Origin of the sequence: Klebsiella grimontii (assembly GCF_900200035.1) — a bacterium.
In the GTDB taxonomy this organism is placed as follows: Bacteria; Pseudomonadota; Gammaproteobacteria; order Enterobacterales; family Enterobacteriaceae; genus Klebsiella; species Klebsiella grimontii.
Genome location: NZ_FZTC01000034.1, coordinates 101,623 through 127,411 on the forward strand (window position 1 = coordinate 101,623; position 25,789 = coordinate 127,411).

At 55.5% G+C, this 25,789-nt stretch carries 29 protein-coding genes; 22 read left to right on the plus strand and 7 right to left on the minus strand.

What is annotated here, in order from left to right; all coding sequences use genetic code 11:
• Positions 1-28: 28 nt before the first annotated feature.
• Positions 29-178 carry a hypothetical protein gene (locus KOSB73_RS31555; RefSeq protein WP_227637570.1) on the minus strand — a complete coding sequence of 50 codons (150 nt, stop codon included), beginning with the start codon at positions 176-178 and terminating at the stop codon, positions 29-31.
• On the opposite strand from KOSB73_RS31555, the gene KOSB73_RS30965 reads away from it, so the two are divergent.
• The 9 genes from KOSB73_RS30965 to ruvX all read left to right on the plus strand — a co-directional run bounded on the left by KOSB73_RS30965 (position 169) and on the right by ruvX (position 7,898).
• Positions 169-504 (plus strand): hypothetical protein, encoded by a 336-nt coding sequence (locus KOSB73_RS30965; RefSeq protein ID WP_138110033.1) that lies wholly within the window; start codon positions 169-171, stop codon positions 502-504. The genes KOSB73_RS31555 and KOSB73_RS30965 overlap by 10 nt on opposite strands.
• A gap of 141 nt (positions 505-645) precedes the next feature.
• On the plus strand, positions 646-1,800 hold the full coding sequence (metK, locus tag KOSB73_RS25995) for a methionine adenosyltransferase (protein ID WP_004125136.1): 1,155 nt from the start codon (positions 646-648) through the stop codon (positions 1,798-1,800).
• Positions 1,801-2,179: 379 nt separating this feature from the next.
• Complete coding sequence (locus KOSB73_RS26000) at positions 2,180-3,574, plus strand: sugar porter family MFS transporter (RefSeq protein ID WP_098141191.1); 1,395 nt, start codon at positions 2,180-2,182, stop codon at positions 3,572-3,574.
• A gap of 75 nt (positions 3,575-3,649) precedes the next feature.
• Entirely contained in the window at positions 3,650-4,150 is a 501-nt protein-coding gene (locus KOSB73_RS26005) for a SprT family zinc-dependent metalloprotease (protein ID WP_004135858.1), read from the plus strand.
• 94 nt (positions 4,151-4,244) lie between these two features.
• Positions 4,245-4,952 carry a deoxyribonuclease I gene (gene endA / locus KOSB73_RS26010; RefSeq protein WP_024358646.1) on the plus strand — a complete coding sequence of 236 codons (708 nt, stop codon included), beginning with the start codon at positions 4,245-4,247 and terminating at the stop codon, positions 4,950-4,952.
• A 90-nt stretch (positions 4,953-5,042) separates the two neighbouring features.
• Positions 5,043-5,774, plus strand: coding sequence for a 16S rRNA (uracil(1498)-N(3))-methyltransferase (gene rsmE / locus KOSB73_RS26015; protein ID WP_024358647.1), 732 nt, complete (start codon positions 5,043-5,045; stop codon positions 5,772-5,774).
• A 20-nt stretch (positions 5,775-5,794) separates the two neighbouring features.
• On the plus strand, positions 5,795-6,742 hold the full coding sequence (gshB, locus tag KOSB73_RS26020; RefSeq protein WP_004135852.1) for a glutathione synthase: 948 nt from the start codon (positions 5,795-5,797) through the stop codon (positions 6,740-6,742).
• A 176-nt stretch (positions 6,743-6,918) separates the two neighbouring features.
• On the plus strand, positions 6,919-7,482 hold the full coding sequence (locus KOSB73_RS26025; RefSeq protein WP_004135851.1) for a YqgE/AlgH family protein: 564 nt from the start codon (positions 6,919-6,921) through the stop codon (positions 7,480-7,482).
• Positions 7,482-7,898: a Holliday junction resolvase RuvX gene (gene ruvX, locus KOSB73_RS26030; RefSeq protein WP_024358650.1), complete on the plus strand. Its 417-nt coding sequence runs from the start codon at positions 7,482-7,484 to the stop codon at positions 7,896-7,898. The genes KOSB73_RS26025 and ruvX overlap by 1 nt, the downstream gene beginning before the upstream one ends.
• Positions 7,899-7,953: 55 nt before the next feature.
• On the opposite strand, the gene KOSB73_RS26035 is transcribed toward ruvX, so the two are convergent.
• Together KOSB73_RS26035 and KOSB73_RS26040 are read right to left on the minus strand one after the other, a co-directional pair.
• Entirely contained in the window at positions 7,954-8,607 is a 654-nt protein-coding gene (locus tag KOSB73_RS26035; protein WP_004135847.1) for a LuxR C-terminal-related transcriptional regulator, read from the minus strand.
• Positions 8,608-8,954: 347 nt separating this feature from the next.
• Positions 8,955-9,935 (minus strand): type IV pilus twitching motility protein PilT, encoded by a 981-nt coding sequence (locus KOSB73_RS26040; protein WP_004135845.1) that lies wholly within the window; start codon positions 9,933-9,935, stop codon positions 8,955-8,957.
• 16 nt (positions 9,936-9,951) lie between these two features.
• On the opposite strand from KOSB73_RS26040, the gene KOSB73_RS26045 reads away from it, so the two are divergent.
• From KOSB73_RS26045 to KOSB73_RS26080, 8 genes are all read left to right on the plus strand, one after another.
• Entirely contained in the window at positions 9,952-10,665 is a 714-nt protein-coding gene (locus tag KOSB73_RS26045) for a YggS family pyridoxal phosphate-dependent enzyme (RefSeq protein WP_004125172.1), read from the plus strand.
• 8 nt (positions 10,666-10,673) lie between these two features.
• Positions 10,674-11,240 carry a YggT family protein gene (locus tag KOSB73_RS26050; protein WP_004135843.1) on the plus strand — a complete coding sequence of 189 codons (567 nt, stop codon included), beginning with the start codon at positions 10,674-10,676 and terminating at the stop codon, positions 11,238-11,240.
• On the plus strand, positions 11,237-11,527 hold the full coding sequence (yggU, locus tag KOSB73_RS26055) for a DUF167 family protein YggU (RefSeq protein WP_004125173.1): 291 nt from the start codon (positions 11,237-11,239) through the stop codon (positions 11,525-11,527). Before KOSB73_RS26050 ends, yggU begins: the two co-directional genes overlap by 4 nt.
• Positions 11,528-11,539: 12 nt before the next feature.
• Positions 11,540-12,133 (plus strand): XTP/dITP diphosphatase, encoded by a 594-nt coding sequence (locus KOSB73_RS26060; RefSeq protein ID WP_024358651.1) that lies wholly within the window; start codon positions 11,540-11,542, stop codon positions 12,131-12,133.
• Positions 12,126-13,262, plus strand: coding sequence for a radical SAM family heme chaperone HemW (gene hemW / locus KOSB73_RS26065; protein WP_004135839.1), 1,137 nt, complete (start codon positions 12,126-12,128; stop codon positions 13,260-13,262). Before KOSB73_RS26060 ends, hemW begins: the two co-directional genes overlap by 8 nt.
• A 304-nt stretch (positions 13,263-13,566) precedes the next feature.
• Entirely contained in the window at positions 13,567-14,553 is a 987-nt protein-coding gene (locus KOSB73_RS26070) for a TRAP transporter substrate-binding protein (RefSeq protein ID WP_049099832.1), read from the plus strand.
• 46 nt (positions 14,554-14,599) lie between these two features.
• Positions 14,600-15,103: a TRAP transporter small permease gene (locus KOSB73_RS26075; RefSeq protein ID WP_004135834.1), complete on the plus strand. Its 504-nt coding sequence runs from the start codon at positions 14,600-14,602 to the stop codon at positions 15,101-15,103.
• Complete coding sequence (locus tag KOSB73_RS26080) at positions 15,103-16,404, plus strand: TRAP transporter large permease (RefSeq protein WP_004135833.1); 1,302 nt, start codon at positions 15,103-15,105, stop codon at positions 16,402-16,404. The genes KOSB73_RS26075 and KOSB73_RS26080 overlap by 1 nt, the downstream gene beginning before the upstream one ends.
• Before the next feature lie 48 nt (positions 16,405-16,452).
• On the opposite strand, the gene KOSB73_RS26085 is transcribed toward KOSB73_RS26080, so the two are convergent.
• From KOSB73_RS26085 to trmB, 3 genes are read right to left on the minus strand one after another with little or no spacing between them, the layout of a single operon-like run.
• Positions 16,453-17,172, minus strand: a complete 720-nt coding sequence (locus KOSB73_RS26085) for a YggN family protein (protein ID WP_024358653.1) — start codon at positions 17,170-17,172, stop codon at positions 16,453-16,455.
• Positions 17,173-17,222: 50 nt separating this feature from the next.
• Positions 17,223-17,549 (minus strand): YggL family protein, encoded by a 327-nt coding sequence (locus KOSB73_RS26090; protein ID WP_024358654.1) that lies wholly within the window; start codon positions 17,547-17,549, stop codon positions 17,223-17,225.
• The gene (trmB, locus tag KOSB73_RS26095; protein WP_004125186.1) at positions 17,549-18,268 is read right to left on the minus strand and encodes a tRNA (guanosine(46)-N7)-methyltransferase TrmB; all 720 of its coding nucleotides are present in this window, start codon (positions 18,266-18,268) and stop codon (positions 17,549-17,551) included. Before trmB ends, KOSB73_RS26090 begins: the two co-directional genes overlap by 1 nt.
• Positions 18,269-18,405: 137 nt before the next feature.
• Between trmB and mutY the strand changes: the two genes are divergently transcribed.
• From mutY to KOSB73_RS26115, 4 genes are all read left to right on the plus strand, one after another.
• A complete protein-coding gene (mutY, locus tag KOSB73_RS26100) occupies positions 18,406-19,464 on the plus strand; it encodes an A/G-specific adenine glycosylase (protein WP_024358655.1) in 1,059 nt (352 codons plus the stop codon).
• A 27-nt stretch (positions 19,465-19,491) separates the two neighbouring features.
• Positions 19,492-19,767, plus strand: a complete 276-nt coding sequence (locus KOSB73_RS26105) for an oxidative damage protection protein (protein ID WP_004105744.1) — start codon at positions 19,492-19,494, stop codon at positions 19,765-19,767.
• A gap of 50 nt (positions 19,768-19,817) precedes the next feature.
• Positions 19,818-20,900, plus strand: a complete 1,083-nt coding sequence (gene mltC, locus KOSB73_RS26110) for a membrane-bound lytic murein transglycosylase MltC (RefSeq protein WP_004135825.1) — start codon at positions 19,818-19,820, stop codon at positions 20,898-20,900.
• A gap of 193 nt (positions 20,901-21,093) precedes the next feature.
• On the plus strand, positions 21,094-22,350 hold the full coding sequence (locus KOSB73_RS26115; protein ID WP_004135823.1) for a nucleoside permease: 1,257 nt from the start codon (positions 21,094-21,096) through the stop codon (positions 22,348-22,350).
• 67 nt (positions 22,351-22,417) lie between these two features.
• Here KOSB73_RS26115 and KOSB73_RS26120 read toward each other — a convergent pair whose 3' ends face one another.
• Positions 22,418-24,556 (minus strand): ornithine decarboxylase, encoded by a 2,139-nt coding sequence (locus KOSB73_RS26120; protein ID WP_098141193.1) that lies wholly within the window; start codon positions 24,554-24,556, stop codon positions 22,418-22,420.
• Between the two features lie 437 nt (positions 24,557-24,993).
• Between KOSB73_RS26120 and KOSB73_RS26130 the strand changes: the two genes are divergently transcribed.
• A complete protein-coding gene (locus KOSB73_RS26130) occupies positions 24,994-25,710 on the plus strand; it encodes a DUF554 domain-containing protein (RefSeq protein WP_004135818.1) in 717 nt (238 codons plus the stop codon).
• The last annotated feature ends 79 nt before the right edge of the window (positions 25,711-25,789 follow it).

Here is a 25,789-nt window from a genome sequence, read left to right on the forward strand (position 1 = left end):
ACCCTTGCTATCGCAAGAGAGCCCTTGTTCAGTGTTCCAGCAGCCTGCCGGCCCGGGAATCCTGAGAAGCGCCGAGATGGGTAGAACATCGGCTGGTTTGCATGAGAGAGATGCGGGTTGCGGGATAGTGACGCGCGACGGAACGACGCGACGAATCAGGCGAAAAACGTGGGTTCATTATCTGGTATCACCTCCACACTGCCCCGAGACGGGCCAGCGACAAGCCAAAGCTATACGTTCCAGACAGCCAGCGAAAACGCCGCCGCGGGACTCTGTCAATACAGACTGCTTAACCCGGCTGGAAGTGGCGTCACGAAGCAAATGCTCGTGCGCTGTTTTAATGAGCCGCGCGCGGCGTTTTATACCGAGAAGCGGGGTAAAAAGCAAAATAAAAATATGCGCGTTGCCGGGGATTGTCAGGAAAAATTGCCACCGCCCTTTTTCTATAAATGCGACGAATATCAAAAAAGGCTGGAAATGGGGTCAAGAACTGCCCTAAAATAGCCGTCCAGAAGTTAATCCATCTATACTGATTAACACTCAGACTGCTCGTGTCGCTACCTGCAAGCTTTGGTAGAGTCATCCGTCAAAGCCATTCTACACAACAGTATGAGCTACCCGAATCGTCCACAGGTGAAATAAAACATGGCAAAACACCTCTTTACGTCAGAGTCCGTATCAGAAGGGCATCCCGACAAAATTGCTGACCAAATCTCCGACGCCGTGCTGGATGCGATCCTCGAACAGGATCCGAAGGCGCGCGTAGCTTGTGAAACCTACGTCAAAACCGGCATGGTTCTGGTCGGTGGCGAGATCACCACCAGCGCATGGGTTGATATTGAAGAGATCACCCGCAACACGGTCCGTGAAATTGGCTACGTGCATTCCGACATGGGCTTTGACGCCAACTCCTGCGCGGTCCTGAGCGCTATCGGTAAACAGTCTCCGGACATCAACCAGGGCGTTGACCGCGCCGATCCGCTGGAACAGGGCGCGGGCGACCAGGGCCTGATGTTTGGCTATGCCACCAACGAAACCGACGTGCTGATGCCGGCGCCGATCACCTATGCCCACCGTCTGGTGCAGCGTCAGGCCGAAGTACGCAAAAACGGCACCCTGCCGTGGCTGCGCCCGGATGCGAAAAGCCAGGTCACCTTCCAGTACGACGACGGTAAAATCGTCGGGATTGACGCGGTAGTCCTGTCGACCCAGCACGCGGAAGATATCGACCAGAAATCGCTGCAGGAAGCGGTGATGGAAGAGATCATCAAACCGGTCCTGCCGACCGAGTGGCTGAACAGCGCCACAAAATTCTTTATCAACCCAACCGGCCGTTTTGTTATCGGCGGACCAATGGGCGACTGTGGCCTGACCGGGCGTAAAATCATCGTTGACACCTACGGCGGCATGGCTCGTCACGGCGGCGGCGCGTTCTCCGGTAAAGATCCATCTAAAGTGGACCGTTCCGCAGCCTACGCGGCGCGCTATGTAGCGAAAAATATCGTTGCCGCTGGCCTGGCCGATCGTTGTGAAATTCAGGTTTCCTACGCCATCGGCGTGGCAGAGCCGACTTCAATCATGGTTGAAACCTTCGGTACCGAAAAAGTGCCTTCTGAGCAGCTGACCCTGCTGGTGCGTGAGTTCTTTGACCTGCGTCCGTACGGCCTGATTCAGATGCTGGATCTGCTGCACCCGATCTACAAAGAGACGGCGGCATACGGTCACTTCGGTCGCGAACATTTCCCATGGGAAAAAACCGACAAGGCAGCCCAGCTGCGCGAAGCGTCCGGTCTGAAATAATCTCCGCACTCCCCCGATTTCAAGGCCAGCCCCGCGCTGGCCTTTTTACTTTAGCTCCCCTCCGCTGACGCCGAATTCTGCCTTAGCCCGCTCAAAATGGAAGCGATTACATCATATACAGAGCAAATATTTCCCTTAAATACGTGCAAAATGTAATAACGCTTCACTTTGTTACACAATATTTCAGCAAAGTCTGATTAGCGCTTTTAATTTCTTAAGCTAAACTCAATTAATATACTGATTTAAATACGTTTATAGTAATTACGTTTCTTTACTCTAGTGTAACCGATTACACAGCCGTGATTACTATCACATTTTTTTACTACGTATTTACCTACCCTACGCATCGACAGGATCAATAACTCAACCGGAGGGCGTTATGCCTGACAACAAAAAACAAGGGCGTTCGAACAAGACGATGACGTTCTTTGTCTGCTTCCTCGCCGCACTGGCTGGCCTGCTGTTCGGCCTTGATATCGGTGTTATTGCGGGTGCCTTACCCTTTATTGCCAATGAGTTCCAGATAAGCGCCCACACTCAGGAATGGGTGGTCAGCTCTATGATGTTCGGCGCCGCCGTCGGCGCGGTGGGCAGCGGCTGGCTCTCCTTCAAACTCGGGCGTAAAAAAAGCCTGATGATTGGCGCCATCCTGTTCGTTGCCGGCTCGCTGTTCTCCGCCGCCGCGCCGAACGTAGAAGTGCTGCTGATCTCCCGCGTGCTGCTCGGCCTGGCCGTGGGCGTCGCCTCCTATACCGCCCCGCTGTATCTGTCTGAAATCGCACCGGAAAAAATCCGCGGCAGCATGATTTCGATGTACCAGCTGATGATTACCATTGGTATTCTCGGCGCCTATCTTTCCGATACGGCATTCAGCTACAGCGGCGCCTGGCGCTGGATGCTCGGGGTGATTATTATCCCGGCGGTGCTGCTGCTGATTGGCGTGGTTTTCCTGCCGGACAGCCCGCGCTGGTTTGCCGCCAAGCGCCGCTTTGTCGATGCTGAACGCGTTCTGCTGCGCCTGCGCGACACCAGCGCTGAAGCGAAACGCGAGCTGGATGAGATCCGCGAAAGCCTGAAGGTAAAACAGTCCGGCTGGTCGCTGTTTAAAGAAAACAGCAACTTCCGCCGCGCGGTATTCCTCGGCGTTCTGCTGCAGGTGATGCAACAGTTCACCGGTATGAACGTCATCATGTACTACGCGCCGAAGATTTTTGAACTGGCAGGCTATGCCAACACCACCGAACAGATGTGGGGCACCGTCATCGTCGGTCTGACCAACGTGCTGGCGACCTTTATCGCCATCGGGCTGGTCGACCGCTGGGGTCGCAAGCCGACGCTGATCCTCGGCTTTATCGTCATGGCGCTCGGCATGGGCATTCTGGGCAGCATGATGCATATCGGCATCCACTCCGCCACGGCGCAGTACTTTGCCGTCCTGATGCTGCTGATGTTTATCGTTGGCTTTGCCATGAGCGCCGGCCCGCTGATTTGGGTGCTGTGTTCCGAAATCCAGCCGCTGAAAGGGCGTGATTTCGGTATCACCTGTTCGACGGCCACCAACTGGATTGCCAACATGATCGTCGGCGCGACGTTCCTCACCATGCTGAACTCGCTGGGCAGCGCCAACACCTTCTGGGTCTATGGCGGCCTGAACATCCTGTTCATCTTCCTGACCCTGTGGCTGATCCCGGAAACCAAAAACGTTTCGCTGGAGCATATCGAACGTAACCTGATGAAAGGCAGCAAGCTGCGCGAAATCGGCGCGCGCGACTAGCCTGATACGCTTCCTCCCGCCCGGGAGGAAGCTTCTTCTTGCTCTCCTCACCCCGCCGCACTATCCTCTGGCGCTATGAAAACACCCCGAATTCCCATTGCCCTTCAACAGGCCGTTATGCGCAGCCTGCGGGAGAATCTGGCCAAAGCGAACCTCAAGCTGGGACGCCATTACCCTGAACCGGCGCTGGTTTATCAGCAGCGGGGAACCTCCGCCGGTACCGCCTGGCTGGAGAAAAACGAAATCCGCCTTAACCCGGTGCTGCTGCTGGAAAACCAGCAGGCGTTTATTGATGAAGTCGTGCCGCACGAGCTGGCCCACCTGCTGGTGTGGAAACACTTTGGCCGCGTCGCGCCGCACGGTAAAGAATGGAAATGGATGATGGAAAGCGTGCTGGGCGTTCCGGCTCTGCGCACCCATCGTTTCGAACTCGATTCAGTCCGTAAAAATACCTTCCCCTACCGCTGCCAATGCCAGCAGCACCAGCTTACCGTCCGCCGCCACAATCGCGTGATGCGCGGGGAGGCCACCTATCGCTGCGTGCGCTGCGGAGATGTTCTGGTGGCGGAAAAGTAATCTCCGGAAATAATTGGAAATTTTCTGATCTGACTGATTGCGTCTGGCAATCACATTCGTTACGTTGCGGGCTCGTTTTGACACGGAGTTAACGATGTCCCGTATTCATACTTTTGCTGCCGCGTTTCTTAGCGCGGCAGTATGCGCCCCGCTTGCAGCGGAAGGAATCAACAGTTTTTCTCAGGCCAAGACCGCTGGGGTCAAGGTCAATGCCGACGCCCCCGGCGATTTCTACTGCGGCTGTAAAATCAACTGGCAGGGAAAAAAGGGGGTTATCGACCTGGAATCTTGTGGCTATAAAGTGCGTAAAAATGAAAATCGCGCCAGCCGGGTCGAGTGGGAGCATGTGGTTCCCGCATGGCAGTTTGGCCATCAGCGGCAGTGCTGGCAGGACGGCGGGCGCAAAAACTGCGCCAAAGATCCGGAATACCGCAAGATGGAAAGCGACATGCATAACCTGCAGCCGGCGGTCGGCGAGGTCAACGGCGACCGCGCCAACTTTATGTACAGCCAGTGGAACGGCGGCGAAGGCCAGTACGGCCAGTGCGCAATGAAGGTTGATTTTAAAGATAAAGTTGCCGAGCCGCCGGCGCGCGCGCGTGGCGCCATCGCCCGTACCTACTTCTATATGCGCGACCGCTACCAGCTCAATCTTTCCCGCCAGCAAACCCAGCTGTTTACCGCCTGGGATAAGATGTACCCGGTCACGACCTGGGAGTGCGAACGCGACGCGCGTATTGCCAAAGTTCAGGGCAACCATAATCCTTATGTCCTGCAGGCTTGCCAGGCGCAAAAGAGCTAACCTACACTAGCGGCAATTGTTAATTTGCAGCTTCACTCCTCCCCCTTGACTGGGGGAAGAGATATCTGCGCTAAGAACGGAACATCAAGCATGCGCATTCCTCGCATCCATCACCCGGAACGTATTACCACGGGTAGCCAGATAGCGCTTTCCGACGACGCGGCCAACCATGTCGGTCGCGTTTTACGGATGGGTAAAGGCCAGGCAATAGAGCTTTTTGACGGCAGCAATCAGATCTTCGAGGCGGTCATTGTCGAGGCCGGTAAGAAAAATGTTCTGGTTGAAGTACAGAGCAGCAAAGTTGATAACCGTGAATCCCCGCTGCATATCCATTTGGGCCAGGTGATGTCCCGCGGCGAAAAAATGGAATTCACCATCCAGAAATCGATCGAACTTGGTGTAAGCCTCATAACGCCACTGTTTTCCGAGCGTTGTGGCGTTAAACTGGACGCCGAACGTTTGCAGAAAAAGATCCAGCAGTGGCAGAAAATCGCCATTGCCGCCTGCGAGCAAAGCGGCCGCAACGTGGTGCCGGAGATCCGCCCGGCCATGCAGCTTGAAGCCTGGTGTGCGGAGCAGGACGAAGGTCTGAAGCTTAATTTGCACCCTCGCGCCAGCGCCAGCATTAACACGCTGCCCCTGCCGGTCGAACGCATCCGGCTGCTGATTGGCCCGGAAGGCGGCCTGTCGGCAGAAGAGATAGCGATGACCGCTCGCTACCAGTTTACTGATATCCTGTTGGGACCGCGCGTTCTGCGTACAGAGACAACTGCGCTCACTGCCATAACCGCCCTGCAGGTGCGTTTTGGCGACTTAGGTTGAAGCGTTAACGGAGAAGAACAATGATTAAGCTCGGCATCGTGATGGACCCCATCGCAACCATCAACATCAAGAAAGACACCAGCTTCGCCATGTTGCTGGAAGCGCAGCGTCGCGGCTATGAACTCCATTATATGGAGATGAACGATCTGTACTTAATCAACGGCGAAGCCCGCGCCCGTACGCGCAAGCTGAGCGTCGAGCAGAACTACGACAAATGGTACGCGTTCAACGGCGAGCAGGATCTGCCTCTCGCGGACCTTGACGTCATTCTGATGCGTAAAGATCCGCCATTCGATACCGAGTTTATCTACGCGACCTACATCCTCGAACGCGCCGAAGAACAAGGCACGCTTATCGTCAATAAGCCGCAGAGCTTGCGCGACTGTAACGAAAAGCTGTTTACCGCCTGGTTCTCCGAGCTGACCCCGGAAACGCTGGTCACCCGTAATAAGGCGCAGCTGAAAGCCTTCTGGGAAAAACACGGCGATATCATCCTCAAACCGCTGGACGGTATGGGCGGCACCTCCATTTTCCGCGTTAAAGAGGGTGACCCTAACCTCGGCGTCATCACCGAGACGCTGACCGAGCTGGGCAACCGCTACTGCATGGCGCAGAACTATCTACCCGCCATTAAAGATGGCGATAAGCGCGTGCTGGTGGTTGACGGCGAGCCGGTTCCTTACTGCCTGGCCCGTATCCCGCAGGGCGGCGAAACCCGCGGTAACCTTGCGGCCGGCGGTCGTGGCGAAGCGCGCCCGCTGACCGAAAGCGACTGGGCCATCGCCCGCCGCGTTGGCCCCACGCTGAAGGCCAAAGGCTTAATCTTCGTCGGCCTGGATATCATCGGCGATCGCCTGACGGAAATTAACGTCACCAGCCCCACCTGCGTTCGTGAAATCGAAGCCGCCTTCCCGATTTCCATTACCGGGATGCTGATGGACGCCATTGAGCAGCGCCTCAATAAATAAAGCGCTTATTCCGGCTGCAGGCCTGCGCCTGTAGCCTGGAGCCAGCGCAGACGATTCGCTATCAGGTTCAGGCAGGCAATGCGCCTTGAGCCTGAAAGATAAAGTGAATCGACACTCCCTTGCTTTACCCGCATACTGGGTGCTGCTTTTTTGAACCAGGAACAGAACCTCTGACAATGAATTTACAGCATCACTTTCTAATTGCCATGCCTGCTCTCCAGGACCCGATGTTCCGTCGCTCCGTAGTCTATATCTGCGAGTATAACGATGACGGTGCCATGGGCATCATCATCAATAAGCCGATGGAAAATCTGCAGGTTGAAGGGATCCTGGAGAAATTAAAAATCACGCCTGAACCGCGCAATCCCGAGATCCGCCTGGATAAACCGGTGATGGTTGGCGGTCCGCTGGCCGAGGATCGGGGTTTTATACTGCATTCGCCGCCCTCCGATTTTTCCTCCAGCATCCGTATTTCCGATAACACGGTGATTACCACCTCCCGCGACGTGCTCGAAACGCTGGGTACGGATAAACAGCCAGAGAACGTACTGGTTGCGCTGGGCTATGCTTCCTGGGAGAAAGGCCAGCTGGAGCAAGAGATACTGGATAACGCCTGGCTCACCGCGCCGGCCGATCGGAATATTTTGTTCAGCACGCCGATAGCCGACCGCTGGCGCGAGGCTGCGAAGCTGATTGGCATTGATATCGTGACCATGCCAGCCGATGCGGGGCACGCGTAATGAGCGAAACGTTTTTAGGCTTTGATTTTGGTACCAAAAGCATTGGCGTCGCCGTAGGGCAGCGCATCACCGGCACCGCCCGCCCTCTCCCCGCGTTGAAAGCGCAGGACGGTAAGCCTGACTGGAACGTTATTGAGAAACTGCTGAAAGAGTGGCAGCCTGAAGCCGTGATTGTCGGCCTGCCGCTGAATATGGACGGCACGGAACAGCCCCTGACCGCCCGTGCGCGCAACTTCGCGAATAAAATTCATGGCCGCTTCGGTGTGCAGATAACCCTGCATGATGAACGTCTGAGCACGGTTGAAGCCAGAGCTGGGCTATTCGAACAGGGTGGATTCCGGGCGCTCAATAAAGGCAGCGTGGATTCCGCTTCCGCCGTTATTATTCTGGAAAGCTACTTCGAGCAGGGTTACTGAAGCTGAATGATGGCGCCCCATACAAGCGGCAGGCGCCATCATCCTGATTTCATGTTTAGTGGCGCAGATGTTCATTCGCCCAGCTGACCGCCTGAGTGCGGTTCTTCACGCTAAGCTTACGGAACACGTTGTACAGATGGGTACGCACCGTGTTTTCACTGATAAACAGCGCGCGGGCAATATCCAGATTGGTCGCCCCGCAGCGCAGTTCATTGAGGATTTCACATTCACGCTCGGTCAGCGGTGAATTTTCCGCAGGCGCCGATACATGATCCGCCGCATACATCGCCGGGTGCATCACGCTCAATTCAGCCGTCTGTTCGCCGTTCAGCACAGCCTTAACGCCCTCAATTAAGCGCGATTCATCATCGTCATGACGGAAAACACCATACAGCGCTGGCCACTGCGCCATTTCGTAGAGCTCATACTTTTGTGCGCTATTGATAATCAATAAACGGGGGTTATCTGCCTGCATGCGAATAATATCGCGCCATACGCTATTCAACTTTTTATTTGAAACCGCAATATCAAATAATATTACAGAATCTTTCAAAAGACGTTGCGCGAGGGGTTTGTTAATATTTTGCAGAATGACCGATGCGGATAACCTTTCGGCCAGCCAGGTCGCAAATGCTTTGCTTTGAATGGAGGGGTGAGTAATAAAAGTAACCTGATGAGAAAAAGCCGAATTCTCAGATAAATTAATCACTTAAAACTCTCCTTAGTTGATTTCCGCCTTCATGGCGGTTAAATGAATTAACAAGAATACGATCGCCTGTGTATTTATAAATACAAACCACTTTTACACATTGAAACAATATTCCATGGGAATCTTCCTATCCCTGCAAACAGCATAAATCGAATGCCTTAAGAGAGTCAAAAGATTATCAAACTTTTTTCCTGGTTATGAGAGGTTTATGTCAATTCGTTTTTCATGGAATAGATTACTCGGCTTAATCTTAGGTGTTTATTTGTAATATCAAATAAGGTACCAAACATTAATAAAACATTATTATAACAAGCTATTGGTAGGATCTCTGAATATAAAAAGCGCAGCTATAAAAGCCCGGCGGCCGTACGTTGCTGAAAGCTTTGCGTAAATGTTTGCATGCCCGATTGCTGCCCGGTTTGCATCACGCCGGGCAACTGATGCGTTTTCCCCTCTCGGATCAAATTAGCCACCGCCGGGGTGTTAACCAAAAGCTCGTATAACGCAACTCTGCCACCAGCAGCATCTGGAAACAGTTTTTGTGCCAGCACCGCGCATAAGCTCCCCGCCAGCTGGCTGCGAACCTGCTCTTTCTCCTGCGCCGGGAAGACGTCCACCAGCCTCTCAACCGCCTGCGCCGCGCCGCGGGTATGCAGCGTCGCCATCACCAGATGTCCGGTCTCCGCCGCGGTTAATGCCAGGCGGATCGTTTCGCTATCACGCAGCTCCCCTAACAGAATGACATCCGGGTCCTGACGCAGCGCGGCGCGAAGGGCAGCGGCAAATGAGGGGCAGTGGCGGCCGATTTCCCGCTGCTGAATCAGACAGCGCTCGCTGCGGTGAATAAACTCAACCGGATCTTCCAGCGTCAGGATATGGCCGCTGAGGCGCTGGTTAAGATAGCCCACCATCGCCGCCAGGGTGGTTGATTTTCCGCTACCGGTAGCCCCCGTGACCAGGATAAGCCCGCTCTCTTCATTGAGCAGCTCCGTTAAGGCGGCCGGCGCGCCGAGATCCGCCAGCTGAGGGCAGGTTTCCGCCAGCAGACGCAGCGCCAGCGACAGACCGCGATTGTGCGCAAATGCGCTGGCGCGCAGGCGCGGCCCGTCCGCCGGAGTCAGCGCGAAATCGACCTGCCCGCAGGCCTGCCACTGCGCGAGCTGCTCGGCGTTGAGCCAATCAGTGAGTATCTTGCCAATATCGGGAGAGGTAAACGGCGCGGGCTCCAGCTTGCCCTGGCGACGCCAGCGCGGCGCTGAAGCATTGCACAGGTGTAGATCGGAGACGTTATGCTTTACACTAAGGGCCACTATTTCTTCCAGTTCCATAACTCATCCTCGGTATATGAACGATATTGCGCATAACCTGGCACAGGTCCGGGACAAAATCTCAGCCGCTGCCGCACGCTGCGGCCGTGCTCCAGAAGAAGTTACGTTGCTTGCAGTCAGTAAAACGAAACCTGCGAGCGCTATCGAAGAAGCGATGGCCGCCGGCCAGCTCGCGTTTGGCGAAAACTATGTTCAGGAAGGCGTGGATAAAATCCGCTACTTTCAGGAAACGGGCGCCACCGGGCTACAGTGGCACTTTATTGGTCCGCTGCAGTCCAATAAAAGCCGTCTGGTGGCCGAACATTTTGACTGGTGCCATACCGTCGATCGTCTCAAAATCGCCGTCCGCCTGAGCGAACAGCGCCCGGCTCAGCTGCCGCCGCTCAACGTGCTGATTCAAATCAATATTAGCGATGAGCAGAGCAAGTCGGGTATTCCGCCTGAAGAGCTGGACGCGCTGGCGGCAGAAATCGCTAAACTCCCTAATCTGCAGCTACGCGGTTTAATGGCCATTCCCGCGCCAGAGTCAGAATATGTAAGGCAGTTTGCCGTCGCCCAACAAATGGCGGTAGCATTTGCGCGGCTAAAAACGCACTACCCTACCGTCGATACGCTGTCGCTGGGAATGTCGGATGATATGGAAGCCGCCATCGCGGCGGGAAGCACTATGGTGCGCATCGGAACCGCAATTTTCGGCGCGCGCGACTACAGCAAAAAACAAGGAATCTGAGGAACGCCATGAAGACGTTGACTTTCCTGCTCTCAACGGTCATTGAGCTTTACACAATGGTCGTGTTATTACGCGTCTGGATGCAGTGGGCGCGCTGCGACTTTTATAACCCGTTTTCGCAGTTCGTAGTCAAGGCTACGCAGCCTGTCGTTGGGCCGCTGCGCCGCATTATTCCGGCGATGGGGCCTCTCGATAGCGCTTCCCTGCTGGTCGCCTTTATTCTCTGCGTCGTGAAAGCTATCGTGCTGTTTATGGTCGTGACCTTCCAGCCGATTATCTGGATTTCCGCGCTGCTGATCCTCATTAAAACCGTCGGCTCGCTGATCTTCTGGGTTCTTCTGTTAATGGCGATTATGAGCTGGGTAAGCCAGGGCCGCAGTCCGGTGGAATTTGTTCTGATGCAGCTGGCCGATCCGCTGCTGCGCCCGATCCGCAGATTGCTGCCATCGATGGGCGGCATTGATTTCTCGCCGATGGTGCTGGTTCTGCTGCTGTACGTGATCAACATGGGTATCGCCGAACTGTTGCAGGCTACCGGCAACGTTCTGCTTCCGGGGCTGTGGATGGCGCTATGAGTGCCGTCGAAGCCTGCGCTGACGGGTTGGTCTTACGGCTGTATATTCAGCCCAAGGCCAGCCGCGACAGCATCGTTGGTTTACATGGCGACGAGCTCAAAGTCGCCATTACCGCGCCACCCGTTGACGGCCAGGCCAACGCCCATCTGGTAAAATTCCTCGCCAAACAGTTTCGCGTAGCGAAAAGCCAGGTGCTTATTGAGAAAGGCGAACTGGGTCGCCACAAACAGATAAAAATCATTCATCCGCAGCAGATCCCGGACGGGGTCGCCGCGCTGACGGAATAAACAGGATCTCTTATGCAAAAAGTTGTTCTCGCTACCGGCAACCCCGGAAAAGTGCGCGAGCTGGCCTCGCTGCTGGCAGATTTTGGCCTTGATATCGTTGCGCAAACCGAGCTGGGCGTGGATTCCGCAGAGGAAACCGGCCTGACGTTTATCGAAAACGCCATTCTGAAGGCGCGCCATGCCGCGCAACTGACCGGGCTCCCGGCCATCGCCGATGACTCAGGTCTGGCCGTCGATGCGTTAGGCGGCGCGCCGGGCATCTACTCCGCCCGTTATTCCGGTGAAGGTGCGACCGACCAGCGGAATCTGGAAAAGCTGCTCGACGCGCTTCGCGACGTGCCGAACGATAAGCGTCAGGCGCAATTCCACTGCGTGTTGGTCTATCTGCGCCATGCGGAAGATCCGACGCCGCTGGTTTGCCACGGCAGCTGGCCGGGCATCATCGCTCGCGAAGCCGCAGGCAGCGGCGGCTTTGGTTACGATCCGATTTTCTTTGTTCCGACGGAAGGTAAAACCGCAGCGGAGCTAAGCCGTGAAGAAAAGAGCGCCATTTCCCACCGCGGACGCGCGCTTAAACTGTTACTGGAAGCCTTACGTAATGGCTAATTTGCCGCCCCTGAGCCTCTATATTCACATCCCGTGGTGCGTGCAGAAATGCCCGTACTGCGATTTCAATTCGCATGCGTTGAAAGGCGAGGTGCCGCATGACGACTACGTTCAGCATCTGCTGAACGATCTGCGAGCCGACGCTCACTATGCGCAGGGACGTGAAATCGGGACTATTTTCATTGGCGGCGGTACGCCGAGCCTGCTCTCCGGCCCGGCGATGCAAACCCTGCTCGACGGCGTGCGCGAGTCTCTTCCGCTGGCGTCCAACGCGGAAATCACCATGGAAGCCAACCCCGGCACCGTGGAAGCGGATCGCTTTGTCGAGTACCAGCGCGCGGGCATTAATCGTATCTCCATCGGCGTACAGAGCTTTAGCGAACAGAAGCTGCAGCGGCTCGGGCGCATCCATGGGCCACAGGAAGCCAAACGCGCGGCAAACCTGGCAAGCGGCCTGGGGCTACGCAGTTTTAACCTCGATTTAATGCATGGCCTGCCGGACCAGTCTCTGGAAGAGGCGCTGGACGACCTGCGCCAGGCGATTGCGCTCAATCCGCCGCATCTCTCCTGGTATCAGCTGACCATTGAGCCAAACACCCTGTTTGGTTCGCGGCCGCCGACCCTGCCCGATGACGACGCGCTGTGGGACATTTATGAACAGGGGCATAGCCTGCTCAGCGCGGCGGGCTATCAGCAATATGAAACCTCCGCCTACGCTAAGCCGGGCTATCAGTGCCAGCATAACCTGAACTACTGGCGCTTTGGCGACTACCTCGGGATTGGCTGCGGCGCGCACGGCAAAGTGACGTTCCCGGACGGGCGCATACTGCGGACGGCGAAAACCCGGCATCCACGCGGTTACATGGAAGGCCGCTATCTGGAGCGCCAGCATGATGTGGAAGATGCGGATAAACCGTTTGAGTTCTTTATGAACCGTTTCCGCCTGCTGGAAGCCGCCCCGCGCGATGAATTCAGCCGCTACACCGGCCTTGATGAGCGTACGATCCGTCCGCAAATCGATGCCGCCATCGCCGAAGGCTACCTGACGGAAGATGAGCGCTACTGGCAAATTACCGAGCACGGTAAGCTATTTTTGAATTCCCTTCTCGAACTCTTTCTCAGCGAATAACGCCCTCTCCGCCTATCCCGTTATAAAAATAACGGGATAATTAATTGCTCGACATTCTCGAAATATCAATAGCGCTATTTCCGAACTATTTCAACTCAACATTCATAATAAAAATATGTTCACATTAGTTTATTGAAAATAAATATAACCAACCGCACAAAAATACCTATTTGATCGATTCATTGAGAAAAAGTGTGAGTCAGACGGCTTAAAGATGTCAGACAACAAGGATAATATGTCATACAGAAACAAAGAATGACTCTTAAGATATTGACCAATTACCCCAAGTGCATGGAGCCGACTCATGAAAAAACTCTCTTTTTCTCGTTCTCTGGTGTGTGTATCTTTACTTGCCCTGCTCTCTTCAGGCGCCAGCGCGGCTGAAAAAGTCACGTTAAAACTGGCACATAACCTTGAACGCAGCCATGTTGTTCATCAGGCCTTTGAGGAGATGTCCAAAGAGGTTAACCAACTTTCCAACGGGGCTATGAAGATCCGTATTTATCCCAGTAGCCAAATGGGCAGCGCGCGAGAAACGCTGGAGTTATTACAAAATGGCGCGCTGGATATGACCAAAGGTTCCGCCAGCGATCTGGAGTCATTCGATAACGTCTACGCGATATATAATTTACCGTTCCTTTTTAAGGACCAGAATCACTTCAATAAAGTCGTTTTCGGTGAAGTAGGCAAAGAAATAATGGAGTCCACGAAAGATAAAGGCTTCTTTGCGCTTTCCGCTTATGTTGCCGGAACCCGCAGCTTTTACGCCAAAAAGCCCATCACTAAACCGGAAGATTTAAAAGGATTGAAGATCCGCGTCCAGGCCAGCCCGACAACCTTAAAAATGGTCGAATTAATGGGCGGTTCGCCAACGCCCATTTCCTTTGGTGAAGTTTATACCGCCATGCAGCAGGGCGTGGTGGACGGCGCGGAAAATAACGTGCCTTCCTGGGTGCAAACGCGCCATATCGAAATCGCTAAAGTGTTCTCTGAAGATGAACATGCCTCCATCCCGGATTTCCTCGTTATCTCCAGTAAAACCTGGGACAAACTGACGCCGGATCAGCAGCAAATCCTGATCAAGGCGGCGAAAGCTTCCGAAGTTTATCAGCAAAAACTGTGGGACAAGATCGACGCCGACACCCGCGCGCAGGCCAAAGCCATGGGCGGCGAAATCGTCAAAGTGGATAAAGCGCCGTTCCGCGCCGCCGTGCAGCCGCTGTTTGATGACTTCAAAAAAGATCCGAAGCAGGCTGCCCTGCTGGCCAAATTTGAAGCCGCTGCTGAATAACACTTAGCGGGCCAGCCGCTGGCCCGCTTTCACCGGGAAAACAATGATGATACTTAACCGCATAAAGCTGGCGGTGGACCGCGCGATCGCCGCATTCTCCGTCGCCGTTATGATTGCGCTGGTGGTCTGCGTCGTCTGGCAGGTGTTCAGCCGCTACGTGCTAAACCAGCCAAGCACCCTGACCGACGAGCTGGCGCGCTTTTTGATGATCTGGGTCGGGCTGCTGGGTGCGGCATATACCGTCGGCGCCCAGCGTCATCTGGCGATCGATTTACTCGCCATGACGCTTCCTCCCCGCAGGCAGGCACTGCTCAGCGTCATTATTAATCTGCTGATCTTTATTTTTGCCGGGTCAGTGATTGTCACCGGCGGCGTGAAGCTGATTGAAAAAACGCTATCGACATCGCAGGTCTCGGCCGCGATGCAGATCCCCATGGGCTATGTGTATCTGATCCTGCCGCTAACCGGCATCATTATGATGTTTTACACGCTCTGTTTTATCAGCAACGGGCTGAAAAATATGAAGAACGAAGAAGCGGGGGCAAATTGATGGACAGCTATATCGCACTGATGCTATTTGGCTCTTTCTTTATTCTGGTTTTTATTGGCGTCCCCATCTCCTTCTCCATTGGCATCGCCACCGTCGGTTCAATGCTGTTGATGTTCCCGTGGGATATTGCCGTGATTACCGTTTCTCAGCGTCTGGCGAACGGCCTCGACAACTTCGCCCTGCTGGCGATTCCATTCTTTATCTTCGCCGGTACCCTGATGAACAGCGGCGGGATTGCCATCCGCTTAATCAACCTGGCGCAGGTGATGGTTGGCCGCGTACCAGGCTCATTGGGCCACGTTAACGTGCTGGCGAACATGATGTTCGGCTCGATTTCAGGTTCGGCGGTCGCCGCGGCGGCGGCGGTAGGGGGAACGCTTAACCCCATTCAGACCCGGAAAGGTTACGATCCGGCTTTCTCCACGGCGGTTAACGTCTCGTCGTGCATCACGGGCCTGCTCATCCCGCCGTCAAACGTCCTGATCGTCTTCTCTCTGACGGCTGGGGGCGTCTCCGTCGCGTCGCTGTTTATGGCCGGTTATCTGCCGGGCATTCTGATGGGCCTGGCCATTATGGTGGTCTGCGCCATCATCGCTAAGCGTCGCGGCTACCCGGTTTCAGAACGTCCCACCTGCGCCCAGGCGGCAAAAGCGTTTTTCGACGCCCTGCCCAGCCTGCTGCTGGTGATCATTGTGATGGGCGGGATCCTCGGCGGCATTTTCACCGCGACCGAAGCATCGGCTATCGCCGTGGTTTACACCTTTATTCTGTCGGTGCTGATTTACCGGGAAGTGAAGTGGCGCGATCTGCCGAAGCTGATCCTTGAGTCGGTGGTGATGACCTCCATCGTGCTACTGCTGATCGGCTTTTCCGTCGGCATGTCGTGGGCGATGACCAATGCCGATATCCCCTACATGATAAGCGATGCGCTAATGGGGATTTCTGAAAACCCGGTGGTGATTCTGCTGCTGATTAATATCGTGCTGTTAATCGTCGGGATCTTTATGGATATGACCCCGGCGGTACTGATTTTCACGCCGATATTCCTGCCCATCGCGCAGGATTTGGGGATGGATCCGGTGCATTTCGGCATCATGATGGTCGCTAACCTGTGCATCGGTCTGCTGACGCCGCCGGTAGGCAGCGCGCTGTTTGTAGGCTGCTCTATTTCCGGCGTTAAAATTCAGCAGCTCATCAAACCGCTGCTGCCGTTCTACGCCGCCCTGCTGATCGCGCTGATGATGATTGTCTATATCCCGCAGATCTCGCTGTTTATTCCGCAGCTGCTGGGGCTGATGTGACCGACTGACCATAATCGCTACCTGCGCCCGCAGGTAGCGAATTAAAACTTACTTTAACGACCCCACCAGCGCTTTGCGGCTCTCCTCAAGGGAGACAACGCGGCCGCAGACGTCCTTACCAAACTGCTGGAAATCAGCCTCCTGGTTTTTCCATTCGTCCTGAATGGCCGTTTGCAGGCCGCCGAGGCTACCGAGGATCCCCTGCAGCGGGTTACCGCCGCCTTTGAGAACCGCCTTCGCGCCCATCTCGTTGATGCTGTCCTGCAGAATACCGCCCATCGCCTGGTTTACCAGCTGCTGGCCGTCGGCGCGCACCTGATCGATGGCTTTATAGTGGAAGGTCAGCCCATCGTTGCGATGTTCAATAATGCGGCCCATTTGCGCTTTCAGCTGCGCATCAAGCTTGGTCAGGCGGCTATGCATGCTGCTGCTGGCCCCCACCTGTTCGGTAATGATTTTATCCAGCGCGGCGCGGCCTTTTTCTACCCGCGTGCGGGCGCCTTCATCAATCCACGGCAGGCTGCTGCGAAGGCCAGCCTGATAGTCCTGCGCCTGCTCGCGCTGAGCGGCGTTCAGCGCATAGGCTTTCCCGTTAAAGGTCAGATTGCCGTCCGGCTTAATCACCAGATCGCCGTTTTCGCCTTTCACCTGCACCTGCTGCGGGCTGAGGATGACATCGTCACGCGGCGTGACGCTACACTGGTAGTCCGCATGCGCGGACAAAGCGGTGACGGAAAGCGCCACTGCCAACAGCGTTTTGCGCATCATTTAACTCCCTTCAGACAAAACGGGCCGGCAGCTGCCGACCCTTGTCAAACTTAGTCCCACCAGATATCAAAAAGTTCGCTGGTGCGCACATCGGCAAGCCCGCGATCTTCCAGCCACTTACGCACGATGGCCTGGTGTTCTTCGGTGCATTTGCCGATTTCCTGCAGGCAGATCAGCCCTTCCCAGGAAAGATAGCCGCTGCCGTCAAAGGCCAGCTTATTAGGCTCAATCACTTCCTCAATCAGATCGTTAACGGTCTGGTCGATCTGCTCTTCGCTGGTTCCTTCCGCGAAGCGCCACGCGACGGAGAAACCTACTTCCTGAAACTCGTCGATATGCATTTTTTTACGCAGACGACGGCTACGATTCGTTGCCATTATTTCACCCTCTCGAACATTAAGTCCCATACGCCGTGGCCAAGACGATGACCACGCTGTTCAAATTTGGTTACCGGGCGCGATTCCGGGCGCGGCACATAGTCGTTGCTTTCTGACCGGTTACGATACCCTTCAAGCGAGGACATCACTTCCAGCATATGCTCGGCATATTGCTCCCAGTCGGTCGCCATATGGAAGACGCCGCCCAGCTTCAGTTTACTTTTCACCAGTTCGGCAAAAGGTGGCTGAACGATACGGCGCTTATTATGACGCGCTTTGTGCCACGGGTCAGGGAAAAACAGCTGCACCATGCTCAGGGAGTTATCCGGAATCATGGTATGCAGCACTTCCACCGCATCGTGGCACATGACGCGCAGGTTTTGCACGCCCTCTTCTTCGGCGGACGCCAGACAGGCGCCGACGCCCGGCGAATGCACTTCAATGCCGAGGAAATTCTGCTGCGGCTTCTCTTTCGCCATCGCCACCAGCGACGCCCCCATACCAAAACCAATCTCCAGCGTGACCGGCGCTTCACGGCCAAACAGGGCGGCGAAATCGAGCGGCGCTTCGTTGAATTCAACGCCCATCACCGGCCAAATAGTGTCCAGCGCGTGCTGCTGACCTTTGGTCAGGCGGCCCTGACGACGGACGAAGCTGCGAATACGGCGCAGCGGGCGGCCGTTTTCATCGAATTCCGGAGATATGACGTCGTTTTTCATAAAAGTTAAGTCTGCTTGTGAGATGTGTTCGGAAAACGGGCATTATCCAAAGTTACCCGGCGGATGCAAGGGTTTACAGCCCCTCGCCCTTGTGCTGCAATCTGCCACCTTATAATCGCTTTCCCGGAGCCGTAGCTTTGACTTTTCTCGCCGCGCAATTTTCAGCCCAGGTACTGGACTGGTACGACAAATACGGGCGTAAAACCCTGCCCTGGCAAATCGGCAAGACGCCTTACAAAGTATGGCTCTCCGAGGTGATGTTGCAACAAACGCAAGTGGCGACGGTTATCCCCTATTTTGAACGCTTTATGGCGCGTTTCCCAACAATTACCGATCTGGCGAACGCGCCCCTCGATGAAGTCCTGCATCTGTGGACCGGACTCGGCTATTACGCCCGCGCGCGCAATCTGCATAAAGCGGCGCAGCAGGTGGCCACCCTGCACGACGGAAAATTCCCGCAGACCTTCGATGAAGTCGCCGCGCTGCCGGGCGTAGGCCGCTCCACCGCCGGCGCGATTTTGTCCCTTTCTCTCGGTCAGCATTATCCGATTCTCGACGGCAACGTGAAGCGCGTGCTCGCGCGCTGCTATGCTGTCAGCGGTTGGCCGGGGAAAAAAGAGGTTGAGAAACGCCTGTGGGATATCAGCGAAGACGTCACGCCAGCCAATGGGGTCGAGCGTTTTAACCAGGCCATGATGGACCTTGGAGCGATGGTATGTACCCGCTCAAAGCCGAAATGCGAGCTTTGTCCGCTGAATAACGGCTGCGTGGCCTACGCAAATCATTCATGGGCTCAATATCCAGGCAAAAAACCGAAACAGACGATCCCCGAGCGTACCGGCTATTTCCTGCTGATGCAGCACGGCGACAAGGTGTTTCTCTCCCAGCGCCCGCCGGTGGGATTATGGGGGGGATTGTTCTGCTTCCCGCAGTTTGAAGATGAAGATGCGCTGCGGGAGTGGTTGGCCCAGCGGCAGATCGGGGCCGAGAATCTGACGCAATTAACCGCGTTCCGCCACACTTTCAGCCATTTCCATCTGGATATTGTGCCGATGTGGCTTACAGTGCACTCATCCGGCGCATGCATGGATGAAGGGGGCGCACTCTGGTATAACTTAGCGCAGCCGCCGTCCGTCGGTCTGGCGGCCCCCGTGGAGCGCTTGTTGCAACAGTTAAAAGCCGGAGCACCGGTTTAGCTTTCTGGCGATTAAAGAGGATTAAGAATGAGCAGAACGATTTTTTGTACTTTCCTGCAGCGTGAAGCCGATGGCCAGGATTTTCAGCTATATCCGGGCGAGCTGGGCAAACGCATCTATAACGAAATCTCCAAAGAAGCCTGGGCCCAGTGGCAGCATAAGCAGACGATGCTGATCAACGAGAAAAAACTCAGCATGATGAACCCTGAGCATCGCAAACTGCTGGAGCAGGAGATGGTTCAGTTCCTGTTTGAAGGCAAAGACGTGCACATCGAAGGCTATACGCCGCCAGAAAAACAGTAAGGGCCTGACGGCCCTTTACAACAATAAACACAACACGCACTCCCGGAATGATGAAAAAATACTTAGCGCTAGCGCTGATTGCGCCTTTGCTCGTTTCGTGTTCCAGCTCAACCAAAAAAGGCGCCGAGTATAACGAGGCGTGGGTGAAGGACACCAACGGCTTTGATATCCTGATGGGCCAGTTCGCCCATAACATCGAGAATATTTGGGGTTATAACGAAGTTCTGCTCGCCGGGCCGAAGGACTACGTCAAATACACCGACCAGTATCAAACCCGCAGCCACATCAACTTTGATGCGGGGACGATTACCGTTGAAACCATCGCCGGCACCGACCCGGCCGGGCGCCTGCGCCAGGCGATTATAAAAACCCTGCTAATGGGCGACGACCCTAACTCCATCGACCTCTATTCCGACGTCGATGATATTCAGATTTCAAAAGAGCCGTTCCTGTATGGCCAGGTGGTGGATAACACCGGCGAGGCGATTCGCTGGGAGTGGCGCGCCTCGCGCTTCGCCGACTATCTGCTGCAAACCCGCCTGAAAAGCCGCAGCAACGGCCCGCGCATGATCTACAGCATCACCATTAACCTGGTGCCGAACCACCTCGACAAACGCGCGCATAAGTATATTGGCATGGTCCGTCAGGCGTCGCGCAAATACGGCGTTGATGAATCGCTGATCCTGGCGATTATGCAAACCGAATCCTCCTTTAACCCCTATGCGGTCAGCCACGCCGACGCCCTCGGGCTGATGCAGGTGGTGCAGCACAGCGCCGGGAAGGACGTGTTCCGTTCACAGGGGAAATCAGGCCTGCCGAGCCGCAGCTACCTGTTCGACCCGGTCAATAACATCGACACCGGTACCGCCTATCTGGCGATGCTGAATAACGTCTATCTGTCCGGTATCACCAACCCTACCTCGCGTCGCTATGCGGTTATCACCGCCTATAACGGCGGCGCGGGCAGCGTACTGCGGGTCTTCTCCAGCGATAAGGTTCAGGCGGCGAATATCATCAACAACATGACGCCGGGCGATGTTTATCAAACCATCACCAGCCGTCACCCCTCCGCCGAGTCGCGTCGGTATCTGTACAAGGTTAACTCTGCGCAGAAAGGCTACCGCCGCAGGTAATCTCCCTCCAGCGCCCTTGTTTCCTCAAGGGCGCATTCCTTCTGCTATACCCAATAGAGTTGCGCAACTCTTTTACGATTTTCTGCGGCAGTTAACAAAAGCATCCACCGCATAAATGATAGAATCCAACCAAAATAACGCTATAAATGTTATTTAAAACACAAAACAATTCTATATCCGTGAGGATCAAAACATGAATCTTAAGCTGCAGCTCAAAGTACTGTCGTTCCTGCAGTTCTGCCTCTGGGGAAGCTGGCTCACCACGCTCGGCTCGTATATGTTCGTCACCCTCAAGTTCGACGGCGCGGCCATCGGGGCGGTGTATAGCTCGCTCGGTATCGCCGCGGTGTTTATGCCGACGCTGCTCGGTATCGTTGCCGATAAATGGATCAGCGCCAAGTGGGTTTATGCCATTTGCCATCTGGTCGGCGCGCTGACGCTGTGGCTCGCCGCCCAGGTCACCACGCCGGGCGAGATGTTCCTCGTCATCCTGCTCAACTCGCTGGCCTATATGCCAACGCTGGGGCTGATTAACACCATTTCGTACTACCGCCTGCAGTCTGCGGATATGGATATCGTGACCGATTTCCCGCCGATTCGTATCTGGGGCACCATCGGTTTTATCCTCGCCATGTGGGCCGTCAGCTTCTCCGGCTTTGAGCTGAGCCATATGCAGCTTTATATCGGCGCGGCGCTCTCCTTACTGCTGGTGCTCTTCACCCTGACGCTGCCACATATTCCGGTGGCTAATCAGCAGAAAAACCAGAGCTGGACCGCCATGCTGGGCCTCGATGCCTTCGCGCTGTTTAAAAACAAACGCATGGCGATCTTCTTTATTTTCTCGATGATGCTGGGCGCCGAGCTGCAGATCACCAATATGTTCGGCAACACCTTCCTGCACAGCTTTGATAAAGATCCGCTGTTCGCCAGCAGCTTTATCGTGCAGCACGCCTCGGTGATGATGTCGATTTCGCAGATCTCGGAAACCCTGTTCATCCTGACCATTCCGTTCTTCCTCAGCCGCTACGGCATCAAGAACGTGATGCTGATCAGTATCGTGGCGTGGATGCTGCGCTTCGGCCTGTTCGCTTACGGCGATCCGACCCCGTTCGGCACCGTGCTGCTGGTGCTGTCGATGATCGTTTATGGCTGCGCCTTCGACTTTTTCAACATCTCGGGTTCGGTGTTTGTGGAAAAAGAGGTTCGCCCGGAAATCCGCGCCAGCGCGCAGGGGATGTTCCTGATGATGACCAACGGGTTTGGCTGCATACTTGGTGGGATGGTGAGCGGCAAAGTCGTAGAGCACTTTACCGTCGAAGGGATCACCGACTGGCAAACCGTGTGGCTGATTTTCGCCGGCTATTCGCTGGTGCTGGCGTTTGCCTTTGTGGCGCTGTTTAAGTACAAGCACGTCCGCGTACCAACCGGGGCGCAGACCGTCGCACATTAAATAAACGGCTTACCCCAGATTTACGAATAAAAAAACGCGCCCCGGTGTTATCAACGGGGCGCGTTTTTTATGCTTTCAGCACATAGCCATATAGCCGCTTAATGCCGTCAGGGTCCGTTTCGCTGTAGACCCCCTGGAGCTCCGGCGAGAAGCCCGGCAGCATATTGACGCCTTCCTCCAGCGCCAGGAAATAGCGCAGCACCGCCCCGCCCCAGATCTCTCCGGGCACGACGCACAGCACGCCCGGTGGATACGGCAGCGCGCCTTCCGCCGCAATCCGCCCTTCGGCTGCGCTTAAGCGCACCAGCTCAACGTTACCGCGAATAAACTCGCGGTTGGCGTCCTGCGGGTTCATCACCGCCCGCGGGAAGCTCTTCTTGCGAAACATCTCTTTTTGCAAATCCTTCACGTCAAAGCTGACGTACAGGTTATGCATTTCCTGGCACAGCTCGCGGATGGTGTAATCCCGATAGCGCACCGGATATTTGTTAAAGATGGTCGGCAGAACGTCGGCCAGCGGGGTATCGGATTCAATATGCTGCTCAAACCGGGCGAGCATCGCCACCAGCTGCGCCAGCTTCTCCGCGCTCTCTGCGGGCGTCAGCAGGAACAGAATGGAGTTCAGATCGCACTTCTCCGGCACGATGCCGTTTTCGCGCAGATAGTGCGCGAGGATGGTCGCCGGAATGCCAAAATCGGTATATTTCCCGCTCTCGGCGTCGATCCCCGGCGTCGTCAGCAGCAGTTTGCAGGGGTCAACGAAGTACTGATCGCTGGCATAACCTTCAAAGCCGTGCCAGCGCGCGCCCGGCTCAAAGCTAAAGAAACGCCGTTCGCGGGCGATGGCTTCGGTAGGATGATCCTGCCACGGACGCCCCGCCACCACCGGCGGAATAAACGGCTGGATCATTTTGCAGTTGGCGATAATCGCCTTGCGCGCTTCGATACCCAGCGCCACGCACTCCGCCCACAGGCGGCGCCCGCTCTCGCCTTCGTGAATTTTGGCATTCACGTCCAGGGCGGCGAACAGCGGATAAAACGGGCTGGTCGAGGCGTGCAACATAAAGGCGTTGTTCAGCCGCTTATGCGGGCAAAAACGTTCCTGTCCGCGCAGATGATTGTCTTTTTTGTGGATCTGCGACGTTTGCGAAAAACCGGCCTGCTGTTTATGCACCGACTGCGTAACAAAAATGCCCGGGTCATCCGGCGTCAGGTCCAGCAGCAGCGGCGAACAGTCGGCCATCATCGGGATAAACTGCTCGTAGCCGACCCAGGCCGAGTCAAACAGGATGTAGTCGCACAGGCTGCCGATTTTATCGACCACCTGGCGGGCGTTGTATACCGTCCCATCATAAGTCCCGAGCTGGATCACCGCGAGGCGGAACGGGCGCGGCATATCAGCTTTTTCCGGCGCCGTCTCGCGAATCAGATCGCGCAGGTATTTTTCATCGAAGCAGCGATCGTCAATCCCGCCGATAAAACCGAACGGGTTGCGCGATGCTTCGAGATAGATCGGCGTCGCGCCTGCCTGAATCAGCGCCCCATGATGATTGGATTTATGGTTATTGCGATCAAACAGCACCAGATCGCCGCGCGTCAGCAGCGCGTTGGTGACGACTTTGTTCGCCGCCGAGGTGCCGTTAAGGACAAAATAGGTTTTATCGGCGTTGAACACTTTCGCCGCGAACTTTTGCGCGTGTTTGGCAGACCCTTCATGAATCAGCAGATCGCCAAGCTTAACGTCGGCGTTGCACATGTCGGCGCGAAAGACGTTTTCGCCAAAGAAGTCAAAGAACTGCCGTCCCGCCGGATGCTTCTTAAAGAAGGCGCCGTGCTGATGGCCCGGACACGCGAAGGTGCTGTTATCCATCTCAACGTATTGGGTCAGCGTATCGAAGAACGGCGGTAGCAGATTCTCTTCGTAGCCGCAGGCGGCGGCTTCCAGTTCGAGCCACTCCTGCTCTTTGCCGCTAACGATCGCCATGACGCCCTGCGGTTTTTCGTGGTCAGCTTCACTGAACAGATAAACCGGCAGGTTGAACCCGGTGCGTTTCAGCAACGCAAGGATGCCGCTGCGGCTGTCCGCTACGGTAATGACGACTGCCGCCACATCGGTAAAATCGGTACTGTCCAGGGCCACCACGCGACGATGGGTGGACAGGCGGGATACCAGCTCGCGGCTGGCGGCAATGTGCATTGATTTCATGAGCGCGAATACCCGTTTCCGGAGAGTAAAAGGCTTAGGCCAGGGCATCTGTGCTCTGGCCAACGAACTGTCAGGGTCTGGCTGGATCCCAGCTCCGACCGCCAGACATCAGTAAAAGCAGACCGCGTCCGATCTTACTGTTGTCCTGCAGTGAGCCTGCGTTACGCTCACCGCATGGCGGGCAGAAGTTGCAGAGTAAGGGTAGCAAGACGAGGCTGCCTGCGCATCTGTACGCAGCGGCAACGGCGATGTAGCGGCGATGTCGTCATCACGGCGGCCTCATTCAGGAGAGGAGAAAATTCGCGCAATCATGTCACCTTTAAATCTACCGCGCAAGATGAATTACGTATGCAGCCACACCACGGATGCGCAAGCCTTTTTGCCCGTTTGGCGTCATAATAATGCAGTCATTAGGGATAATTAACAGGAGTCATGCTGTGGTTACAGGGCCATTTATTAACGCCGGCGCGGTCCTTTTGGGCGGCGTGCTCGGCGCGCTTTTAAGTCAAAGATTGCCGGAACGGATTCGGACATCGATGACCTCTATTTTTGGCCTGGCGTCGTTAGGCATCGGCATTCTGCTGGTGATCAAATGCGCCAACCTGCCGGTGATGGTGCTTTCAACGCTGGTGGGCGCGCTGCTCGGCGAAGTGTGCAACATGGAGAAAGGCATTAATACGCTGGTCAGTAAGCTCCAGCAGCTGCTTTCGCCCAAAAAGGGGCAGAAAAAGGTCTCAGCGCATGAGTCCTATATTCAAAGCTACGTCGCGATTATCGTGCTGTTCTGCGCCAGCGGAACCGGGATTTTCGGCGCGATGCGCGAAGGGATGACCGGCGACGCCAGCATTCTTATCGCCAAAGCGTTTCTCGACTTCTTTACCGCCACCATCTTCGCCTGCACCCTGGGGCTGGCGGTCTCGGCCATTTGCGTACCGATGCTGGCCATCCAGCTGGCGCTGGCGGCCTGCGCGTCGCTGATTATGCCGTTAACCACGCCGATGATGATGGCGGATTTCACCGCCGTCGGCGGCATGTTGCTGGTCGCAACTGGTCTGCGCATTTGCGGAATTAAAATGTTCGCAGTGGTGAATATGCTGCCGGCCCTGGTGCTGGCGATGCCGATTTCAGTGGCCTGGACGGCGTTTTTCGCCTGAAGATGCGTGCTTTTGACGCAATCTGGTGATAGATTGTTCAGTCTGCTGCGAAACAGATAAATTTCGTTGACGAGGTGCG

What these genes read in the sequence shown, in the direction of transcription:
- KOSB73_RS31555 (WP_227637570.1), bottom strand. Translation starts at nt 178, where the DNA reads ATGAACCCACGTTTTTCGCCTGATTCGTCGCGTCGTTCCGTCGCGCGT.
- metK (WP_004125136.1), top strand. Translation starts at nt 646, where the DNA reads ATGGCAAAACACCTCTTTACGTCAGAGTCCGTATCAGAAGGGCATCCC.
- KOSB73_RS26000 (WP_098141191.1), top strand. Translation starts at nt 2,180, where the DNA reads ATGCCTGACAACAAAAAACAAGGGCGTTCGAACAAGACGATGACGTTC.
- KOSB73_RS26005 (WP_004135858.1), top strand. Translation starts at nt 3,650, where the DNA reads ATGAAAACACCCCGAATTCCCATTGCCCTTCAACAGGCCGTTATGCGC.
- endA (WP_024358646.1), top strand. Translation starts at nt 4,245, where the DNA reads ATGTCCCGTATTCATACTTTTGCTGCCGCGTTTCTTAGCGCGGCAGTA.
- rsmE (WP_024358647.1), top strand. Translation starts at nt 5,043, where the DNA reads ATGCGCATTCCTCGCATCCATCACCCGGAACGTATTACCACGGGTAGC.
- gshB (WP_004135852.1), top strand. Translation starts at nt 5,795, where the DNA reads ATGATTAAGCTCGGCATCGTGATGGACCCCATCGCAACCATCAACATC.
- KOSB73_RS26025 (WP_004135851.1), top strand. Translation starts at nt 6,919, where the DNA reads ATGAATTTACAGCATCACTTTCTAATTGCCATGCCTGCTCTCCAGGAC.
- ruvX (WP_024358650.1), top strand. Translation starts at nt 7,482, where the DNA reads ATGAGCGAAACGTTTTTAGGCTTTGATTTTGGTACCAAAAGCATTGGC.
- KOSB73_RS26040 (WP_004135845.1), bottom strand. Translation starts at nt 9,935, where the DNA reads ATGGAACTGGAAGAAATAGTGGCCCTTAGTGTAAAGCATAACGTCTCC.
- KOSB73_RS26045 (WP_004125172.1), top strand. Translation starts at nt 9,952, where the DNA reads ATGAACGATATTGCGCATAACCTGGCACAGGTCCGGGACAAAATCTCA.
- KOSB73_RS26050 (WP_004135843.1), top strand. Translation starts at nt 10,674, where the DNA reads ATGAAGACGTTGACTTTCCTGCTCTCAACGGTCATTGAGCTTTACACA.
- yggU (WP_004125173.1), top strand. Translation starts at nt 11,237, where the DNA reads ATGAGTGCCGTCGAAGCCTGCGCTGACGGGTTGGTCTTACGGCTGTAT.
- KOSB73_RS26060 (WP_024358651.1), top strand. Translation starts at nt 11,540, where the DNA reads ATGCAAAAAGTTGTTCTCGCTACCGGCAACCCCGGAAAAGTGCGCGAG.
- hemW (WP_004135839.1), top strand. Translation starts at nt 12,126, where the DNA reads ATGGCTAATTTGCCGCCCCTGAGCCTCTATATTCACATCCCGTGGTGC.
- KOSB73_RS26070 (WP_049099832.1), top strand. Translation starts at nt 13,567, where the DNA reads ATGAAAAAACTCTCTTTTTCTCGTTCTCTGGTGTGTGTATCTTTACTT.
- KOSB73_RS26075 (WP_004135834.1), top strand. Translation starts at nt 14,600, where the DNA reads ATGATACTTAACCGCATAAAGCTGGCGGTGGACCGCGCGATCGCCGCA.
- KOSB73_RS26080 (WP_004135833.1), top strand. Translation starts at nt 15,103, where the DNA reads ATGGACAGCTATATCGCACTGATGCTATTTGGCTCTTTCTTTATTCTG.
- KOSB73_RS26085 (WP_024358653.1), bottom strand. Translation starts at nt 17,172, where the DNA reads ATGATGCGCAAAACGCTGTTGGCAGTGGCGCTTTCCGTCACCGCTTTG.
- KOSB73_RS26090 (WP_024358654.1), bottom strand. Translation starts at nt 17,549, where the DNA reads ATGGCAACGAATCGTAGCCGTCGTCTGCGTAAAAAAATGCATATCGAC.
- trmB (WP_004125186.1), bottom strand. Translation starts at nt 18,268, where the DNA reads ATGAAAAACGACGTCATATCTCCGGAATTCGATGAAAACGGCCGCCCG.
- KOSB73_RS26105 (WP_004105744.1), top strand. Translation starts at nt 19,492, where the DNA reads ATGAGCAGAACGATTTTTTGTACTTTCCTGCAGCGTGAAGCCGATGGC.
- mltC (WP_004135825.1), top strand. Translation starts at nt 19,818, where the DNA reads ATGAAAAAATACTTAGCGCTAGCGCTGATTGCGCCTTTGCTCGTTTCG.
- KOSB73_RS26115 (WP_004135823.1), top strand. Translation starts at nt 21,094, where the DNA reads ATGAATCTTAAGCTGCAGCTCAAAGTACTGTCGTTCCTGCAGTTCTGC.
- KOSB73_RS26120 (WP_098141193.1), bottom strand. Translation starts at nt 24,556, where the DNA reads ATGAAATCAATGCACATTGCCGCCAGCCGCGAGCTGGTATCCCGCCTG.